The 18,360-nt window shown below is 69.6% G+C and carries 16 protein-coding genes; 14 read left to right on the top strand and 2 right to left on the bottom strand.

The window, feature by feature from the left end:
• Together ACWDR4_RS06090 and ACWDR4_RS06085 are read right to left on the bottom strand one after the other, a co-directional pair.
• Window positions 1-3,033 (bottom strand): non-ribosomal peptide synthetase, encoded by a 3,033-nt coding sequence (locus tag ACWDR4_RS06090; protein WP_450404477.1) that lies wholly within the window; start codon window positions 3,031-3,033, stop codon window positions 1-3.
• Between the two features lie 14 nt (window positions 3,034-3,047).
• A complete protein-coding gene (locus ACWDR4_RS06085) occupies window positions 3,048-4,286 on the bottom strand; it encodes a cytochrome P450 family protein (protein WP_450404474.1) in 1,239 nt (412 codons plus the stop codon).
• A gap of 583 nt (window positions 4,287-4,869) precedes the next feature.
• Between ACWDR4_RS06085 and ACWDR4_RS06080 the strand changes: the two genes are divergently transcribed.
• The 14 genes from ACWDR4_RS06080 to ACWDR4_RS06015 all read left to right on the top strand — a co-directional run bounded on the left by ACWDR4_RS06080 (window position 4,870) and on the right by ACWDR4_RS06015 (window position 18,356).
• Window positions 4,870-5,556 (top strand): response regulator transcription factor, encoded by a 687-nt coding sequence (locus ACWDR4_RS06080; protein ID WP_450404472.1) that lies wholly within the window; start codon window positions 4,870-4,872, stop codon window positions 5,554-5,556.
• A 13-nt stretch (window positions 5,557-5,569) separates the two neighbouring features.
• Window positions 5,570-7,009, top strand: a complete 1,440-nt coding sequence (locus ACWDR4_RS06075) for an ATP-binding protein (protein WP_450404469.1) — start codon at window positions 5,570-5,572, stop codon at window positions 7,007-7,009.
• A gap of 374 nt (window positions 7,010-7,383) precedes the next feature.
• A complete protein-coding gene (locus tag ACWDR4_RS06070) occupies window positions 7,384-8,160 on the top strand; it encodes a HesA/MoeB/ThiF family protein (RefSeq protein WP_450404467.1) in 777 nt (258 codons plus the stop codon).
• Window positions 8,161-8,171: 11 nt separating this feature from the next.
• Complete coding sequence (locus tag ACWDR4_RS06065; protein WP_450404464.1) at window positions 8,172-8,444, top strand: MoaD/ThiS family protein; 273 nt, start codon at window positions 8,172-8,174, stop codon at window positions 8,442-8,444.
• Window positions 8,445-8,449: 5 nt separating this feature from the next.
• On the top strand, window positions 8,450-9,229 hold the full coding sequence (modA, locus tag ACWDR4_RS06060) for a molybdate ABC transporter substrate-binding protein (RefSeq protein WP_450404461.1): 780 nt from the start codon (window positions 8,450-8,452) through the stop codon (window positions 9,227-9,229).
• Complete coding sequence (locus ACWDR4_RS06055; RefSeq protein WP_450404459.1) at window positions 9,226-10,065, top strand: ABC transporter permease; 840 nt, start codon at window positions 9,226-9,228, stop codon at window positions 10,063-10,065. The genes modA and ACWDR4_RS06055 overlap by 4 nt, the downstream gene beginning before the upstream one ends.
• A complete protein-coding gene (locus ACWDR4_RS06050) occupies window positions 10,062-11,114 on the top strand; it encodes an ABC transporter ATP-binding protein (RefSeq protein ID WP_450404456.1) in 1,053 nt (350 codons plus the stop codon). The genes ACWDR4_RS06055 and ACWDR4_RS06050 overlap by 4 nt, the downstream gene beginning before the upstream one ends.
• The gene (gene chrA, locus ACWDR4_RS06045) at window positions 11,111-12,259 is read left to right on the top strand and encodes a chromate efflux transporter (RefSeq protein WP_450404453.1); all 1,149 of its coding nucleotides are present in this window, start codon (window positions 11,111-11,113) and stop codon (window positions 12,257-12,259) included. The genes ACWDR4_RS06050 and chrA overlap by 4 nt, the downstream gene beginning before the upstream one ends.
• Before the next feature lie 11 nt (window positions 12,260-12,270).
• Window positions 12,271-13,509, top strand: coding sequence for an ABC transporter permease (locus ACWDR4_RS06040; protein ID WP_450404451.1), 1,239 nt, complete (start codon window positions 12,271-12,273; stop codon window positions 13,507-13,509).
• Window positions 13,499-14,161, top strand: a complete 663-nt coding sequence (locus ACWDR4_RS06035; RefSeq protein WP_450404448.1) for an ABC transporter ATP-binding protein — start codon at window positions 13,499-13,501, stop codon at window positions 14,159-14,161. Before ACWDR4_RS06040 ends, ACWDR4_RS06035 begins: the two co-directional genes overlap by 11 nt.
• Window positions 14,158-14,562, top strand: a complete 405-nt coding sequence (locus tag ACWDR4_RS06030) for a hypothetical protein (protein ID WP_450404445.1) — start codon at window positions 14,158-14,160, stop codon at window positions 14,560-14,562. The genes ACWDR4_RS06035 and ACWDR4_RS06030 overlap by 4 nt, the downstream gene beginning before the upstream one ends.
• On the top strand, window positions 14,562-15,794 hold the full coding sequence (locus tag ACWDR4_RS06025) for an ABC transporter permease (protein WP_450404443.1): 1,233 nt from the start codon (window positions 14,562-14,564) through the stop codon (window positions 15,792-15,794). Before ACWDR4_RS06030 ends, ACWDR4_RS06025 begins: the two co-directional genes overlap by 1 nt.
• A gap of 59 nt (window positions 15,795-15,853) precedes the next feature.
• Window positions 15,854-16,783: an isopenicillin N synthase family dioxygenase gene (locus ACWDR4_RS06020; protein ID WP_450404440.1), complete on the top strand. Its 930-nt coding sequence runs from the start codon at window positions 15,854-15,856 to the stop codon at window positions 16,781-16,783.
• A gap of 79 nt (window positions 16,784-16,862) precedes the next feature.
• Window positions 16,863-18,356 (top strand): lyase family protein, encoded by a 1,494-nt coding sequence (locus ACWDR4_RS06015; protein ID WP_450404437.1) that lies wholly within the window; start codon window positions 16,863-16,865, stop codon window positions 18,354-18,356.
• Window positions 18,357-18,360 lie beyond the last annotated feature (4 nt).

Raw genomic sequence — 18,360 nt, 5'->3', positions numbered from 1 at the left:
TCACAGGAAGTCGATGCTGGTCAGATAGCGGATGTAGCGGTCGAGCATCTCGGTGTCCACCGGGGGAATCCCGATGCCGCTGCCGTCGAGGGCCTGCTCCACGTTGTGGCGGGAGAAGACGGGGAACGTCGTCTCCAGGTACATCTCCGCCACGCTCATCTCGCCGGTGGAGCAGCGGTCGATGAACAGCGGGGCGAAGGGCGTCATGGGGTGTCCGGGTTCCTCGACCGCGATCTCGGCGATCCGTTCCACCCATTCCGCCCACGGGACCTCACGTACCTCGTGGCCATGGGCGCGCAGGCGTTCGGCCAGTACGGAGACGTTCGCCTTGCCCGGATTGGTGAGGTGGTAGACCTCGCCCTGCGGCAGCCGTGACCCGGCGATGTGCGCGACGGCCGCGGCGAAGCAGTCCACCGGCGTGTAGTCCAGGGGCAGTTCGGCAACGGGGGACATGCCGGTGTCCACGATGAACTTCTTCATCGCGCACATCTCCGTCGACGTGTTCCAGGCGCCGGTCTGCCGGTCGCCGGAGATGTCGGCCGCCCGGTAGACGGCCACCGGAAGCCCCTGGCGAGCGGCGCCCAGCAGTAGGGTCTCCGCTACCCATTTGCTCTCGACGTATCCCACTGACAGGCGATCGGCGTGGGCGGCCGGAGTGGATTCGCTGACCTGCCGGACGCCGGCGGTCCCGAAGCCCGAGACCACCGCCATGGTGGAGGTGTAGTGGACGGGTGCATTGCGGTACCGCGCGGCCATGCGGATGATCTCGCGGGTTCCCTCGACGTTGGCCGCCCGCATGTGGGCGTACGGATAGATGAAGTTGACGAGCCCACCGGGATGGTGGATGACGTCGACCATCCGGGCCAGCCGGTCGAACTCCTCCTTCGTCAGGCCGAGACGAGGCTCGGCGAGGTCGCCGGGAACGGCGCGGATCCGCCCCTCCTCGCGGTAGCGCTCCAGGTCGTCCTGGAAGTAATGAGAGGTGTTCTTCTGGAGGCGCGCCATCGCGCGGCCATCGCCGTCGGCGCGCACCAGGCAGTGCACGGTGGCATCGGTGGAGGCCAGGAGCTCCCGGAGCAGGTAGCCCCCGAGGAATCCGGTGGCCCCGGTGAGGAAGATGTGGGCCGGTTTCTCCCACGAGGCGGGTTCGGCGGGGGTACGCCGGATGGGAATGCCCAACTCGGCCTCGACGGTGAAGTCCACGGCCTTGGCGTCGTCGGCGAGCATGCCCGCCCTTGCCGACTCGACGGCGGCGGCGAAGCTGCGCAGCGTCGCGTCGTCGAGCAGCAGCCGGATCAGCGGACGGATCTGGGTGATCAGGATGCCGAGGGACTCGCGGAGCTTGGCGAGCAGCTGGGCGGCCTTGAGGGAGTCACCGCCCAGGCTGAAGAAGTTGTCGTGCGGCTCGACGCGCTCCACGTCGAGAACCTGCCGCCAGATGCCGGCGACCACACGCTCGACCAGCCGGCCGCTCTGGTCCGGTGCGTCGTCGGGTGCAGGTGCGGTGTGAGTTCCGGAGGGGTCCGGGGCGGGCAGTGCCTTCAGATCGACCTTGCCGTTGCTCGTCATCGGCATGTCGGGCAGCCGGACGAACGCCGAGGGGACCATATAGGCGGGCAGTCGGTCGGCGAGGTACGCCCGCAGTTCACTGGTGGTGGGCGGGACACCGCCCTGCGCGGGGGCCACCGTGTAGTACGCGGTGATCTTCGGCTCCGCGCCCTGGACCCACGGCACCACGGCCGTGTCGACCACCGACTCGTGGGCGGACAGGGCCGCCTCGATCTCGGCCGGCTCGATCCGGAAGCCACGGACCTTGATCTGCCGGTCCGCACGCCCGGTGATCTCCAGATCGCCTGCGGCTGTCCAGCCGCCGACGTCGCCGGTGCGGTACATCAGAGTGCCTGGCCGCTCCGCGCGGGGATCGGGCAGGAATCCGGACCGGTCCGCGGCGTCCCCGAGGTAACCGTGCGCGACACCGGGGCCGGATATGTGGATCTCGCCCTGCCGGCCGGGTGGTACGGGCCGCAGATCGTCGTCGAGTACGTGGATCACCGTGCCCGGAAGCGGGCGGCCGACCGGGGCCGGGCCCTGTGCGGGCAGCGTCTGAGGGGTGACCTCCATCGTGCAGGACGTGATGGTGGTCTCGGTCAGGCCGTAGGCGTTGACCAGACGTGAGCGGGGCATCAGCCGCAGCGCCGTCCGGCAGTCCTCGGCGTGCACGGCGCTGCCGCCCACGATCGTCAGGCGCACCGCGAGGTCGGCCGGCGTACGGCTGAGGTCGGACAGGAAGGCCCGCCAGTACGAAGGAGTCAGGTCCATCACGGTGACCCCGTACGCCGTCAGACGGTCCGCGAGGTCGCTCGGCGCCCAGAGATGGTCGGGGAGGACCAGGGCCGCGCCGTTGAGCAGGGCCACGAGGATCTGCTCGATGGAGGTGTCGAAGGAGACGGCCGCGAACTGCAGGACCCGGTCGGCCGGGCCGATTCCGTACCGTGCGTTGACCTCGTCGCACAGATAGGCGAGGGAGGCGTGATCGACGCGGACGCCTTTGGGAACGCCGGTCGAGCCGGAGGTGTAGATGACGTAGGCGCCGTCCGTGCCGTCGACCGCGGTGCGCACAGGAGCGGCCGGGACCTCGTCCACCGGTTCCCTGTCGACGGCCACGACAGTCACGGGCATGGCGGCGAAGAGTTCCACCGTGTCGTGGTGGGTGAGCACCGCCGCGCAGCCAGCTTCCTCGACTTGGCGCGCCACGCGGTGGCTGGGCGCGTCCGGCTCCACCGGCAGGTACATGGCTCCCGCCTTCAGCGTCGCGAGGAGCGAGACGATCAGGTCGATCGAGCGCTCCAGGTGCACCATGACCACGGAGCCGCGTCGTACCCCCTGCTGCTTCAGGACATGGGCCAACTGGTCGGCACGGCGGTCGAGGTGCCCGTAACCGATCTGCTCGTCGCCGTGGACGACGGCGAGCGCGTCGGGTTGTGCAGCCGCGCGGGCGGCGAAGCGTTCGTGGACCAACGTTGTTGTTCGCATCCCCCGGCCTCCCCTTACCGCGAGCGGTGGTGGAGGAGGACGGGCAAGGACGCGACGCCGTTCCCGATGAAGGTGTGCTCGGGCTCGACCTCGTCGGGCTTGACGGCCAGTTCGAGCTGGGGAAAGCGTTCGAACAGTGCCGGCAGGGCGACCCTGGCCTCCAGGAGCGCCAGGCGTGAACCGGGGCAGAAGTGCGGGCCGAGACCGAACGCGACGTGGTCCTTGTTCTCCCGGTCGATGTCGAAGACGTCCGGCTTCTCGTGGACGCCGGGGTCGCGGCCGTGGGCCCCGTAGCAGATCAGGATGGCGTCGCCGGTCCGTATGACCACGCCCTCGCCGAGGTCGATGTCCGCGGTGGCCCATCGCATCGGCAGGTGCATGACCGGGCAGTGCACGCGCAGCGACTCCTCGATCGCGTCGGCCCAGCGCTCGGGAGACTCCTGGACGACGCGCAACTGATCCGGGTTGGCGAGCAGTTCACGCACGGTGTGGTCGATGAGGTTGATGGTGGTGCCGCTGCCTCCGCCGATCATCAACAGCAGGGTGGAGATCAGCTCATGCTCGGTGAGGGGGGCGCTGCCCTCCTCCCGGGCGCCGATGAGGAAGCTGGTGAGGTCGTCGCCCGGCTCGCGGCGTCTGGCCTCGATCAGCGAGTGCATCGCGGCGACCAGGCCGTTGATGATGGCGACGGATTCCTCCTCGCTCGCCACATCGGTCTCCCCGACAGCGCGGAACAGGCGCAGCAGCTCGGTCCGCTGGTCGTCCGGGACCCCGAAGAGGTCGCAGATCGTCTCGGTCGGCACCCGGTAGGAGAACGCGGTGTGCAGATCGACCGGTTCGTCGGCCGGAAGGGCCTCCAGGTCGTCGAGGAGACGGGCGACGAGGGCCTCGACATGGGGTTGCAGAGCGGTCACGCGTCGGGGGCTGAAGGCAGGCGTGATCAGTCTGCGGAGCCGGGCGTGCTCCTTGCCGTCGGCGGTGGCCATGTGGTCGATGTCCACCCACGGCGACAGCCAGGCGACCGAGCCCGGCTCATAGTCGGGCACGGTGCCCTTGAGGTCCCGGGAGACATCGGGGTGCGTGAGCAGCCGCTTGACGACGTCCCCGCGACTCACCGACCAGGCGGCCATCCCCTCGGGCAGCTGCACGGGGACGGCCGGCGCCATGGCGCGCAGCAGGTCCACCTGGGCGTACATGCAGTGGCCGCCCGCACTGTCGAGGGCCACGGTGGGCGTGGTGCTGAAAGCGATCACGTCATATCTCCTGTGGGATACCGGGCTTGGTGGCTGTAGCGGACCGGGACCGCCGTGCGGCCCCGGTCCGGGGAGCTGCTCTCCGTTCACGGGGTTCTTCGGGCAGCCCTGACACCCCCAACGGGGGAGATGGGGGTGTCAGGAGACTTCAGGCGGCGGGACTTCAGACGGGTGACGGGGTGTGGAAGTTGAACAGGAGCCAGGCGGCCATGAGCAGCAGGAGGAACGCGACGGTCATGAGGAGCCAGTTCGAGAACCTCATGGCCGGACCTCCTGCGGGCTGTGCGGGTACCGGGTCGGGTTCGCGATTCCGTATCACTGCGTGGGCCGACGAACCTCGGCACTCACGCTAGGCCGGGGATGTGCAACGCACTGGCAAGCGCAGTGCAGCAGATCGTTCAGCTTCGGGCATGGAGACGACAGACGGAGACGACAGGACGGGAGAGAGGTTCCCCGGTCCGGCCTGGTGGGACGCCGCCCGCTCCAGCGGGTGATACGCCGAACGCATATTCCAAAGCTCCGGGATGTAGACGCGAGTAGAATCCCGGCAGCAGGTGGGCTTTAACGGGGGGTTGTGGACTACGTGCGCATTCTTGTGGCTGAGGACGACGAGCACGTTGCAGACGCACTGACGGACGCGTTACGGCAGCACGGTCACACCGTCTTATGGAGGGCCGACGGCGGGAAGGCGGTCGACGCCGCGGAGGAGGTCGATTTCGTCCTCCTCGACCTGGGTCTTCCGGACCTCGACGGCTATGAGGTGTGCCGGCGGATCCGGGCCACTTCGATGGTCCCCATCATCGCGCTGACGGCACGGTCCGAGGAGATCGACCGGGTCATGGTCCTACAGGCCGGCGCGGACGACTACGTCGTCAAGCCCTACGGCTTCCGCGAGCTGCTGGCCCGTATCGAGGCGGTGACGCGGCGCACCAGGCAGGCCCCGCTCCCCACGGCCCTGCCGGAACCCGACGGCTCCGAGCTGGAGACCGGGGCGCTCAGTATCGACGTACGAGCACGCAAGGCCTTCCTGGCGGGCGAGCCGCTGTCGCTGACCGCCAAGGAGTTCGACCTGCTGGCCCTGCTCGCGGCCGAACACGGGGCGGTGCTCACCAGAGAGCAGATCATCGAACGCGTCTGGGACGAGAACTGGTTCGGCTCGACCCGGACTCTCGACGTCCACGTGGGAACCCTGCGGACCAAACTCGGCGACAAACGATGGATCGAGACCGTCCGCGGTGTGGGCTTCCGGCTGACCGACCCGTGTGGCTGAGGGAGGAGGGCCCGTGCGGAGAAAGCTGCTCCTCACCTATCTGACCCTCACTGCGGTCATTCTGTTGATGCTCGAGGTCCCGCTGGCCCTCAGCTACTCGATGAGTGCCTACCACCAACTGGCCATGACCCGGGCCGGGGAAGCCCGTGAACTGGCCGTGGAGGCCACGGCGGTGCTGGAGGACCAGGCATCGGCGACGGCCTTCGAGAAGCGGCTGCGACGCTACGAAGCGAACCACCAGACCGCGGTCGTCCTCGTCGACACCAACGGCAGGGTGACCGCGGCGTCGCGCACGGACATCGACGTCGCCGCGACCGCACTCCGCTCTCCGCTGGCAAAGGCGTTGCGCGGCGAGAGCATCGAACCGTCCCAGGATCTCGGCCATTCCATACGCCCGGGCAAGGTGCTCCTCGCCGAGCCCGTCCGCCAGGGGGACGAGGTGATCGGGGCCCTGGGTTCCGTCGCTTCGAGCGCGGCGGTGCAACGGGACGTGGAGAGCCACACCCTGCTGCTGATCTGCGCGGGGGCCCTGGCGTTGGCCGCGGTCGGCCTCGCCAGCGTGCCGCTGAGCCGGTGGCTGCTGCGCCCCATCCGGGAGTTCGACAACACGGTGCACGCCATCATCGACGGGGCGTACGACGTCCGCGTGCGGTGCGGCGCCGGTCCCCCTGAAATGCACGGACTGGCCGCCGGGTTCAACCGGATGGCTGATCACCTGGTGACGCTGCTGGAGACGCAGCGGGCCTTCGTGGCCGACGCCTCGCACCAGATGCGGAATCCCCTGACCGCGCTGCGGCTGCGGGTCGAGACTCTGGAGTCGGGAGTCCGACCGGAGGCCATGAAGCAGCTTCAGCAGGCCGTGGCGGAGATCGAACGCCTCTCCACGCTGCTCGACCAACTTCTGCGGCTCGCCCGGGCCGAAGGCCGGGACCAGTCCGTGGCACCGGTGGACGTCGCGGAGGTCATCGCGACCCGGGTGGCCGCCTGGGAGCAGGCCGCCGCCCACAAACAGATCACCCTGCTCGCCCCCGGCACCAACGGGACCGTCTCGGCCTGCGTACCGGGCCATCTCGAGCAGATTCTCGACGTGCTGATCGACAACGCGCTCCACGTGTCCGACGCGGACACCTCGATCACCGTTCGTCACATGGTCGCGGGAGCGTACGCGCAGATCCAGGTGATCGACGAAGGCCCGGGCATGTCGGCGGAGGACTGCCGACGCGCCCTCGACCGGTTCTGGCGCGGCGGGAAATCCGCCGGACACGAGGGATCGGGACTGGGACTGGCGATCGCCGACACCCTCGCCAAGGCCAACGGCGGATCGCTGCGCCTGCTGCCGACGGCGCCGCACGGCATCGAGGCACGAGTGCGGATGCCGCTCTGCCCCCGGGCGGCACAGGCCACCGAGAGCCCGGTGCTCGTGCCCGTGTGCCCCCGGGCCGCGGCGAACTGAGGACGGCGGTCCGCAGGACACGCCGTCGCACTTGCCGATCCGTTGCCTTGTTCTTGACATTCCGCTGAACAGCCTTGGCCTGCTTGCTCCCGTGACCGGTGGGGGACGGGTGCACCACTGTCCGGCCGGGCGGACCCCGGGTCCGACGGCACCGTATGACTTGTCATCAAAACGGTTGCCCTGTGCGACATCGATCCGACCCCGGTGCCGCGCCGCCCTTACTGGGGGATCGTCGATCGGCCAACCGGCGCGCCCACCCTTGTCGGGCTCTTGCCGTGCCCTTGACGTTCTGCTGCACAGCCCCTGATCCGCGTCCCCCTACGGTCGTCGCTGTTCGAACAATCAGCCGATCCAGGACAACGGGGGGAATGAGGATGACGCTTCAAGCGCCAGACTTCACCCAGTTCCAACTCGATCGATACTCTCGCCAGCTCCGGCTGGAAGGCTTCGGCATCGAAGGCCAGCGCCGGCTCCGCGACGCCCATGTCGCCATCTCGCGCGGCGGCGGAGTCGGCGGCACGGTCGCGACGCACCTCGCGATGGCCGGCGTGGGCCGCATCACCGTCGCACACGGCGGCGAGATCGTGCCGGAGTACCTGAACCGAATGCTGCTCGCCAACCCAAAGGACGTCGGACGCCCTTGCGTGGACGCGTTCGCCGACAGCCTCCACCGGATCAATCCCGACGTCGAGGTGACCACCTACTCCGAGTACGTGACCGACGACAACGTCCTCCGGATAGTGGGCGACGCCAACCTCATCGCGGACGGCGCGCCGCTCTTCGAGGAGCGCTACGCCCTCAACAAGGCCGCGGTCGAACTGGGCATCCCGCTGGTCTCCGGAGCGATGTACGACACCGAGGGCTACATCACCACCGTCCGGCCGGGCCGCACGCCGTGCCTGTCGTGCATCTACCCGACCAAGCCGCCCTACTGGACGAACATCAAGGTCTTCCCCGCCCTGAGCACGGCGCCCGGTCTGGTGGGCACCGTGATGGCCATGGAGGTGATCAAGATGATCACCGGATTCGCCGAGCCGCTGGACTCGCAACTGATGTTCTTCGATCTCCGTACGAACATGACCCGGCTGCTCAACGTGGCCCGCCGACCGGAATGTCCGGTCTGCGGCCACCTCGACAACAACGACTGTTGAGGGAGAATCCCATGCCGAAGATCTTCGTCCCCACCATCATGCGCAAGCACACCGAGAACAAGGCCACCGTCGACGTGCCGGGCAGCACGGTGGCCGAGGTGTTCGACAACCTCATCGCCAGCTACCCCATGGTCCGCGATCTCCTGCGCGGCAAGGACGGCGGGCTGCTCAGGCACATCAACGTCTTCGTCAACGGCGACGACATACGCGGGCTGGACGGGCCGAAGACCGGCCTGACCGACCGGGACGAAGTCCACGTCGTCCCCGCCATGGCCGGGGGCTGACCCGCATGGCACGACAGTGGATCGCCGGGGCTGTCACCTCCGCCGTGCTGGCCCTGGCGGTGTCCGGATGCGGCAGTGCAGACGGCGCCGAGCAGGGCGGGCACGGGACGAAGCCGGTCACCGTCTTCGCCGCGTCCTCCCTCAGCGGCGCTCTGGAAGAGGCGAAGAGCGCGTTCGCCAAGGTGCATCCGGGCATGGAGATCCGGCTCAACCTGGGCGGTTCCTCCACCCTGGTGGCGCAGTTGCGCAACGGCGCTCCCGCGGACCTCTTCGCCTCCGCCGACGAGCCCACCATGGACAAGGCGGTGGACGCGGGGCTCACCGACGGCCCCGTGCGGCTCTTCGCGGACAACACGCTGAGCCTCCTGGTCCGGAAGGGCAATCCCGACAAGATCCGCGGGCTGGAGGACCTGAACCGCGAGGATCTGACGGTCTCGCTGTGCGGGCCCCAGGTCCCCGCCGGCCGCTACGCACGCCAGGCGCTGGAGCGCGCGGATGTGCCTGTGCCGAGAGGCGGTGAGGAACTCGACGTGAAGCAGGTCGTCAGCCGCGTGACGCTCGGGGAGGCGGACGCCGGCATCGTGTACGCCACGGACGCCAAGGCGGCCTCGGGCAAAGCGGACGCGGTGGCCATCGCCGAGGATCAGAACGTCGTGGCCCACTACCCGGCCAGTGTCCTCAAGTCCGGGGAGAACGCCGCCGGCGCCAAGGTGTTCCTGGACTTCCTGCTGTCCTCCGAGGGCAAGGAGATCCTGAAGCAGCACGGTTTCCGGGACCCGCAATGACAGTCACGGCCCCACCCCCGGTCGCCGCGGCTCCGCCGCCACCGCGAGCCCGCCGCTCGCGGTGGCTGGCGGTGACGGTCATGCTGCTCGGCGGCCTCGGACTGACACTGTTCGCCGCGCCCCTCGTATCCCTGCTGTGGCGCGTCCCGTGGGCCGACGCGGCCACCCAGCTGTGGTCCCCGCAGGCCCGCGACGCGCTCCAGGTCTCCCTGATGTGCTCGCTCTGCGCGACCGCACTGTGCCTGGTCCTGGGCGTTCCGGTGGCGTGGATCCTGACGCGCACTCAACTGCCGGGCCGCTCGGTCCTGCGCGCCATCACCACCCTGCCCGTGGTGATGCCGCCGGTCGTCGGCGGTGTGGCGCTGCTGCTGGCGTTCGGGCGCGAGGGCGTCTTCGGCCGGTTCCTCGACGAGACGTTCGGTATCCGCCTGGCCTTCTCCACCCACGGCGTGATCCTCGCCGAGACGTTCGTGGCGATGCCCTTCCTGGTCCTGACGGTGTGCGGTGCGCTGCAGTCCGCGGACCGTCAGCTGGAGGAGGCGGCCCGGACCCTCGGCGCGAGCCCGTGGACGGTTTTCCGACGGGTCACCCTGCCGCAGATCCGTCCGTCCCTGCTCTCGGGGGCGGTCCTGTGCTGGGCGCGTGCCCTGGGCGAGTTCGGCGCCACCATCACCTTCGCCGGCAACCTCCCCGGCACCACCCAGACCCTGCCGCTCGCGGTCTACGTCGCCCTGGAGCAGAGCCCCGAAGCGGCGGTCGTCCTCAGCCTGCTGCTCCTGGCGGTGTCCTTGAGCATCCTGATCGGCCTGCGCAAGCAGTGGGCAGGTGGCCTGTGACCCTCACAGCGCAGATGCACGTCGTGAACGGAACCTTCGGCCTCGACGTCGACATCGAGGTCGGCGAGGGGGAGACCGTCGCCATCCTCGGCCCCAACGGGGCGGGGAAGAGCACGATGCTGCGCGCCCTGGCCGGACTGCACCGTCTCGACGCGGGACGGCTCAGCCTGAACGGCCGGGTGCTCGACGAGCCGGCCGCCAGGACCTTCGTACCGCCCGAGTGCCGTCCGGTCGGCGTCGTCTTCCAGAACCTGCGCCTCTTCCCGAACCTGAGCGCCGTGGACAACGTCGCCTTCGGGCTGTGCTGCCGCCGGGTGCCCCGCCGCGAGGCGTCCCGGCGGGCCACCGAGTGGCTGGACCGGCTGGGGCTCGCCGACCGTGCAGCGGCGCGACCGGCCGAGCTGTCCGGCGGCCAGGCACAGCGGGTCGCCATGGCCAGGGCGCTGGCGGTGGCACCGGAGATGCTGCTGCTGGACGAGCCGTTGTCCGCGCTCGACGTCGGCATGCGCGCCGAGATGCGCCGCGACCTGCAGCGGGCGCTGGGCTCCTTCCCCGGCGTACGGCTGGTGGTGACGCACGACCCCACCGAAGCCTTCACCCTCGGCGACCGGCTGATCATCCTGGAGGACGGACGGGTGGTGCAGACCGGCACCCCGGCCGAGGTGACGGCACGACCGCGTTCGCAGTACGTCGCACAGTTCGTCGGCGTCAACCTGCTGCGCGGCTGGGCCGAGCGCGGCCGGCTGACCGTGGACGGCGGCTTCCAACTGGTCGTGCCCGACGGCAGGCACGGCGACGTGTGGGCCGGCATCAGGCCCCGTGCGGTGGCCCTGCACCGGGAACGCCCCGGCGGATCGCCGCGCAACGCCTGGGCATGCCGGATCGAGAGCCTCGACGTCGAACGCGACGTGCTGCGGGTCGCGTTGGCCGGCAAGCCTTCGCTCGTCGCCGAGGTCACCGCCGAGGCGTTCGCCGAACTGGGCCTGGGACCCGGTGACATGGTCTGGGCCTCGGTGAAGGCCACCGAGATCGAGGTGTTCCCGGCATGACCGAAGTACGGCAACCTGCGCGGGGCCGGGCGGCAGCCGAGGTCTTCTGGGTGTTCCTGCGCATCGGCTCGCTGTCGTTCGGCGGACCGGCGGCCACCATGGGGCTGGTCCACAGCAAGGTCGTACTCGGTCTGCGATGGATCGACAAGCGCGACTTCCTCGACCTGACCGGCATGGTCAGTGTCCTGCCCGGCCCGAACGCCGTCGAGATGGCCATGCACATAGGCCAGCGCCGGGCCGGGCGGGCGGGGTTCGTGCTCGGAGGCGTGGCGTTCATCCTTCCCGGCGCCCTCCTCGCCGCCCTCCTGGGCGCCCTCTATGTGGAGTACGGGACCACCCCCGCGGCAACCGGGCTGCTGTACGGCATCAAGCCGGTGGTCGTCGCGGTCACGGCCTGGACGGTCGTACGGCTGGCGAAGACCGCCAAGCTCCGGAGGCCGCTGCGTGCCGTCCTCATGGCCGCGGTGGCTCTCGCGTACGTCCTGGGAGTCGACGAACTCCTCCTCCTCGCCGCCGCAGGGGTTCTCGCGCTGGCGGCCCGGCATCGCGACACCGTCCGGCAGAACAAACAGGGCGCCCTGATGATCCCGCTGGCCGCCCCCATGGGGAACACCGATCTGGTCTCGCTGGCCGGTGTGTTCCTCAAGGCAGGCGCGCTGCTGTTCGGCGGCGGGGCCGTGCTGATGGCGCTGCTGCGCGGCGAGTTGGTGGTCGACCGCGGCTGGATCACCGAGACGGAACTCCTGGACGCCATCTCGGTGGGACAGGTGACCCCGGGCCCTGTCCTGAACACGGCCACCTTCCTCGGCTACACCCTGGGCGGGCCGCTGGGCGCGCTCGTCGTCACCGTCGTCGTGGTGCTTCCGTCCTTCGCGCTGATGGTGGCGGCCGGCCCGCTGCTGCGCTTCATCCGCGCCCACGACTGGACCCGCGCCCTCCTCGACGGCATCACCCTTGGCTCGATCGGAGTGCTGGCCGGGGTCACCGTCGAGTTCGCCCGGACCGGGATCGTGGACCCGCTCACCGCAGGCCTCGCCGCGGGAGCGGCCCTGATCCTGTGGCGCCGGCCGCAGTCCGCCCTCGTACTCGTCGCCGCGGGCGCCGCCTTCGGGCTGCTCCGGCTCCTTGCCCACCACCTCATGTGAAGGAGGAAACAGTGCCCCGATTCACTCTGGTATGGGCCGAGTTGAAGGGTCGGCCCATCCGGACACTCACCGGTGCGATCAGCCTTGCCATCGGCCTCGCGCTCTTCCTGAGCCTCCAGGCGTACGGCACCGGCTACCGCGAAGCGGCCAGAGCCCCGCTGTCCGAGATCGGCACCGACATCGTGGCCCAGCGCGAGGGTGACCGGCCGAAGGCGTTCGAGGGCGCCGTCTTCCCGCACTCCGCCGCGGCGATCACCGACGAGGAGGCTTCGGCCGTCGCCGCCACCGAGGGCGTCGAGGCGACCAGCCGAGCCCTGATCTTCTGGTCCTTCCAGGACGAGGATCTGGTCGTCACGCTGGGCATGGATCCGGCGGAGCGGATCGGGCCGGGCCGACTGAGCGCCGGTCTGCGCGACGGACGCTTCCTGAAACCCCAGGACTCCGGGGCCGTCGTGCTCGACCTCAGCTATGCGGAGCAGAAGCAGATCAAGACCGGTGACACCTTCTCCATCGCCGGCCGGGCGTTCGAGGTGGTCGGCCTCGTCGACACCAGTCGCGCCGGACAGATCGCCAACGCCAACGCCTACCTGCCTCTGGGTGACGCGCAGAAGATCACCGCCGCTGCCGGGATCTCCGGCCCGACCGACATCAACATGGTCTTCGTCACCGCCCAGCCCTCCCAGAGCGAGGCGGTCGCCCGCGAGATCGCCGCCGGACTCGGCAAGGACAGTCTCATCACCACGCCGCAGTCCTTCGACGACGCCCTGGGCTCGACGTTCTCCCTGATCGACCGCTTCGGCCTGCTGGTCGGCATCGCCGCCCTGCTCGTCGCGGCGGCCGGGCTCGCACGTACGGTCGGCGCCAACCTCGCCGAGCGGCGCCGGGATGTCGCCGTACTGCGTGCGGTGGGCTGGCCGCGCCGCTCGGTGACCGCCCAGCTCACCGCGGAGACGACGGCCATCACGGCGCTGGGCCTGGTGATCGGCGTCCTGGCGGCCGTGGGGGTGACCTGGGCCCTGAGCACCACTCAGGTCACCGTGCCGGTCCCCTGGGAACTCAGCCCCACCCCGCACTTCCTCGCCGGCGGAGCCCGGCAACTGTCCCTAACCGTCCCGCTGCGGGCTTCGCTCGACGTGCTTCTGATCGCCTCCGCAGCCCTGGCCGGCCTGGTCGCGGCGGCGCTGGTCAGCGTGTTCGCCGCGAGGCGGGCGGCAGGCATCAAACCCATGGAGGCATGGCGTGTCCAGTGAAGCCCTGAAGGCCGAGGGGATCCGCAAGTCCTTCGGTGACGTCACCGCGGTGGCCGGCATCGATCTGACCATCCACGTCGGCGAGTTCCTGGCGATCGTGGGCCGGTCGGGATCGGGGAAGAGCACCCTGCTCAACCTCCTCGCCGGGCTGGACTCGCCCGACGCGGGACGGATCAGCAGTCGGGGCGACGCGCTGCCCACCGCAGAGGACGCCCTGGCCGACTGGCGCCGCGAGCACGTCGGTCTGGTCTTCCAGGCATTCCATCTGATCCCCACACTGTCGGCGCTGGAGAACGTGGCCATCCCGCTGTACCCCCTGCGCATGAGCGCCACCGAGCGCCACGAGCAGGCCCGGAAGCGCCTGGAACAGGTGGGCCTCGGCCACCGCACGACCCACCGCCCCGGTCAGCTCTCCGGCGGGGAGCAGCAGCGCGTCGCGATCGCGCGGGCGCTGGTCGGTGAACCGACGCTGATCCTCGCCGACGAACCCACGGGCAACCTGGACAGCTCGACGGGCCAGGAAATCCTCGACATGTTCCAACGGCTGCGCCAGGAGACCGGATTCGCACTGGTCGTCGTCACCCACGACGAGAAGGTGGCCGCCGCCGCGGACCGGCAGATCAGGCTGCAGGACGGATTGGAAGTCGCATGAACCGCAAACTCATCCCGGCACTCGTGCTCAGCGCGGTCCTCGCCGCCGCAGGCTGCAGCGGCGAGGACCAGGAAAAGGCCGACGACCCCTCAACCGGAGTGGACGTCGACCTCGTGTACCTCAACCACCCTCCCGTACAGCCGGTCCTGAAAGACATCGAGCAGGTCCTCGCCGACTACAAGGGAAAGGTGAGCGTCTCCCGGTACGACGCCGACACCCCCGAAGGCAAGGACTTCACCGATGAGCACGACCTGACCGGCCACGTCGCGATCGCCGTCCTCATCGACGGAAAAGTCAGCTTCAAGGGCTTCCCCACCGGCGAGGCCCCCATCAAGAGCGCCGAGGGCGACTGGGAGATCGAGGACCTCGACGACGCCCTGCGACAGCGGACGAAGGGCTGATGACCGCGGTGAACCTCTACACCCGCTCCCAGCTGCGACACCGCCGTCGGCGAGCCCTCGCGGTGGTCGCCGCGGTGGCGCTGGGCGCGGCCCTGCTGATCGCGCTCACCTCCCTCGGCTCCGGGTTCCGCGAGGCCGCCCGCGCACCGCTCGCGGGTATCGCCGCCGATCTGGTCGTCACACGGCCGGACAGCGGCATCCCCTCGGAGCAGACCGGACGCGGTGTACGCCAGCCGTTCGGTCTGGCCACCTTCGACAGCGGCGAGGTCCGGGAGATGGGCGCCGTACCCGGCGTCGACACGGCCGTGGGCTCGCTGCAGATCTGGGACTTCGGGGCGCGCTCGACCACCACCGTCGCCGGAGTCGACCCCGGGCAGCGGACGGTCGGCCCGGGCCGGATCCTGGACCACGACCTGATCGCGGGCCGCTCCCTGCGCACCGGTGAGCGGGGCGCCGCCGTCCTCGACCGCCACTACGCCGCGTTCTACGACACCAAGGTCGGCCAGCGTGTCGAGGTCGGCGAGCGGAGCTTCACGGTGGTCGGAGTGGTCGAGGTCAAGGACTCGGCGCAGACGGCGGCCTCGAACATCTACCTCCCGCTCGCCGAGGCCCAGGAACTCGCCGGTCTGACGGCGGACCAGGTCAACCAGGTACATGTGCAGGTCGGCAACTCGGCCGACACCGAAGCCGTCACCGCCGGGATCACCGACCGTGTCGGCCAGGTGAGCGCCATCACCCCCGACAGCCTCGTCCAGATCATGGGAGCCGTCGGACGTATCTCCGCCCGTTTCTCGACCATCGCCGCGGTCGTCGGCGGCATCGGCGGCCTGGTCTTGAGCTGGACGGCACTGCGCGGTCTGGTCTCCGAACGGACCCGTGAGATCGGACTGCTCATGGCCGTGGGCTGGCGACGTTCCCACGTCGTCAGGGCCTTCCGCGTCGAAGCCCTGGTCCTCGGACTCGTAGGCGCCGCGGTGGGTATCGCCGTCGGCGCGGCGCTGGCCGGCCTGCTCTCCTACATCCCCGCCCCCGACCTCTTCTCCGCTCCGCCCTCCGTGACGGGGCACGGCGAGGCTCCGGAGGCCGGCGGCGAAGGGCTGCCCGTCAGCGTCAGCCTCACCGCCCTGGGCGCCGCCGCCCTGGTGTCCGTCGTCGGCGCGACCGGCGCAGGGGTCCTGGCCGCCCGGCGCGCGACCCGGCTCAAGCCCGCACGGAGCCTTGTCTCTCTGTGAGGACCACCGACTTCTGCAAGAGGCGCGGCAGTCAAGGCCGCCTGAGCGATGGAGCTGTCATGACAGACGATTTCGTCCCGATCATCGACCTGTCCGGCCGGAACACCGAAGCCGGCCGCGCGGAGATGTCCGCTGCGATCCGGCGAGCCTGCGAGACCTCGGGCTTCTTCACGATCGTCGGGCACGGCGTGCCGAAGGACCTCGTGGACCGCATGTACACCACGACGCAGGGCTTCTTCACGCTGTCGGAAGCGGAAAAGGAGCTGAGCGCGAACCAAGGTGCCGGGGTGTCCGGGCTGCGCCGCCCCGGCGGGCCGTACGAGGCGTTCGCGGCGCACGTGACCGGAGACCTGAGCGAAGAGGAACGCTCGAAACTCGGTGACTACCCGGCCACCTGGAAAGCGGCGAACATCTGGCCGGACGCCGGGTTCAAGGCGACCTGGGACGAGTACATCGCCGCCATGGCAGGACTGTCGGCCGACATCATGCGGCTGTTCGCGCTGGCACTTGAGCTGGACGAGGACTTCTTCGACGACAAGTTCGACGAGCACGTGTCACTGCTGCTCGCGAACTACTACTACCCCGAACCGCAGGCGGACCAGCTCCGCCGCGACGCCCACACCGACTGGGGCAGTCTGACCGTGCTGTACGTGGAGGACGCACTCGGCGGCCTCCAGGTGCTCCGCGGCGAAGAGGACTGGCTGGACGTCCCGGCCGTTCCGGGCAGCTTCGTCGTGAACATCGGTGACCTGATGGCCTTCTGGACCGGCGGCCGGTGGAAGTCGACCGTGCACCGGGTGGTCAATCCGGAACCGGGAAACACGTCCTCGCGGATCTCCATCCCGTTCTTCTACCTGCCGAATCACGACACGTCGGTCGAACCGATGCAACCACTGGCGGCGGGAACCACCGAGGCGGATCTCGACCAGGTGACCGTCGGTCAATGGTTCTCCTGGAAGATGCAGACGACTTACCAGGCCGCGTCGTAGCAGGGCCGGACACGAGCTTTTCATGGAGGTGAAAGAAATTCCCGAGCAGGACCGGTCGAGGCAGGACCCTTCGACATCTTTGGCAGGAAATTCCTCCGCTCCGATCAGCGGGCGTATCAACTCGGCGCCGAGTGCTCTGCTCCACGACGAGATACTCGCTCCGCAGTTCCATTACGAGGCAGAACATCTCCTCCCGTGGTACATCGCCATCGAAAAGGTACTCGCGATCGAGTACGGGCGGATGGGCATCGTTCCCCCGGAGGGAGTCCGGGAGTTGGGCCGTCTGCTCTCCGAGGTCACCGCCGAACGCGTCCGGGCGAGCCCGGACGACAACATGTCGGACATCGCGTTCGCTCTGGAACGTTTCGTCGAGGAACGCCTCGCCACCCCCATCCCCGGATGGCATGCAGACCGCAGCCGCAACGACTTCCAGTCGTGCGCCCAACTCCTCTTCGGCAGAGAACAGTTGCTCCGCACCGCCGAGCAACTCCTCGACTTCGCCCGGACCGTGCATCGCGTGGCCTCGCGCACGCTCGACATCCCGATGCCGGGCTACACCCACCTTCAGACCGCCCAGATCATCACGCCCGGCTTCTATCTGGCGGCCCTGTGCGAGCAGACGGTCCACTCCCTGACCCGGCTCCTCGCCACCTACGACGGGATCGACCTCAGTCCGCTGGGCGCCGGTGCCATGGCGGGCCAGGAACTGCCGTGGGACCGCCGCCACATGGCCGACCTTCTCGGGTTCCGTGCCGTCCGGCCGCACGCCCTCGCGGCCGTGGCCTCCCGCGACTGGGCGGTCGAGATCACCGCCGAGTTCTCCATCCTCGGAGTCTCACTGAGCCGTTTCGCGACCGACCTCATGAGCTGGGGCAGCAGCGAGTACGGATTCATCGACCTCCCCGACGACCTGTCCGGCATCTCCTCCGCGATGCCGCAGAAGAAGAACTTCCCGATCCTGGAACGGATCCGGGGCAGGACCGCCCACCTCAGCGCCTTCCACCTCGACCTCGTCCTCGGCCAGCGCAACACGCCGTACTCGAACTCGGTCGAGGTCTCCAAGGAGGCCGGCGCGCACCTCTACCCCGCCTTCACCGCCGCGCGCAGCGTGCTGCGCCTGCTCGGCACCGTGCTGGACAACCTCCGCTTCCGCGAGGACCGGATGCGCGAGGTCTGCGAGCGTGAGTACCTCGGCGGGTTCACTCTCGCCAACCTGCTGACCCTGGACGAGAAAGTGCCCTGGCGCAGAGCGCAGGTCATCGCCGGGCAGTACATCGTCGCCGCCTCCGGCCGAGGGCTGTCGCCGCGCGAGACCGACCCCGGACTGCTGCGCGAGATCGCGCTCAAGCACGGCTTCGAGCTGGCGGAACCCGGACCGGCCCTGGCCGTGGCCTTCGACGTGGAGGAGAGCCTGCGCCGGAAGCAGTCGGCGGGATCGGCGCACCCCGACGCGGTGCGTGACCTGCTGGCCGGGCAGGCCGCTCACCTCGACGAGCAGCGCGCCCAGTGGAGACGGCGCAGCGAACGGGTTCGCGGCGCGCTCGCGGAAATCGATCGTCAACTCGGCATATAGCGGC

This window comes from Streptomyces sp. NPDC000878 (assembly GCF_053599695.1).
Note: the sequence above shows the minus strand (reverse complement) of the source record. Positions and strands in the feature narration are given on the sequence as shown.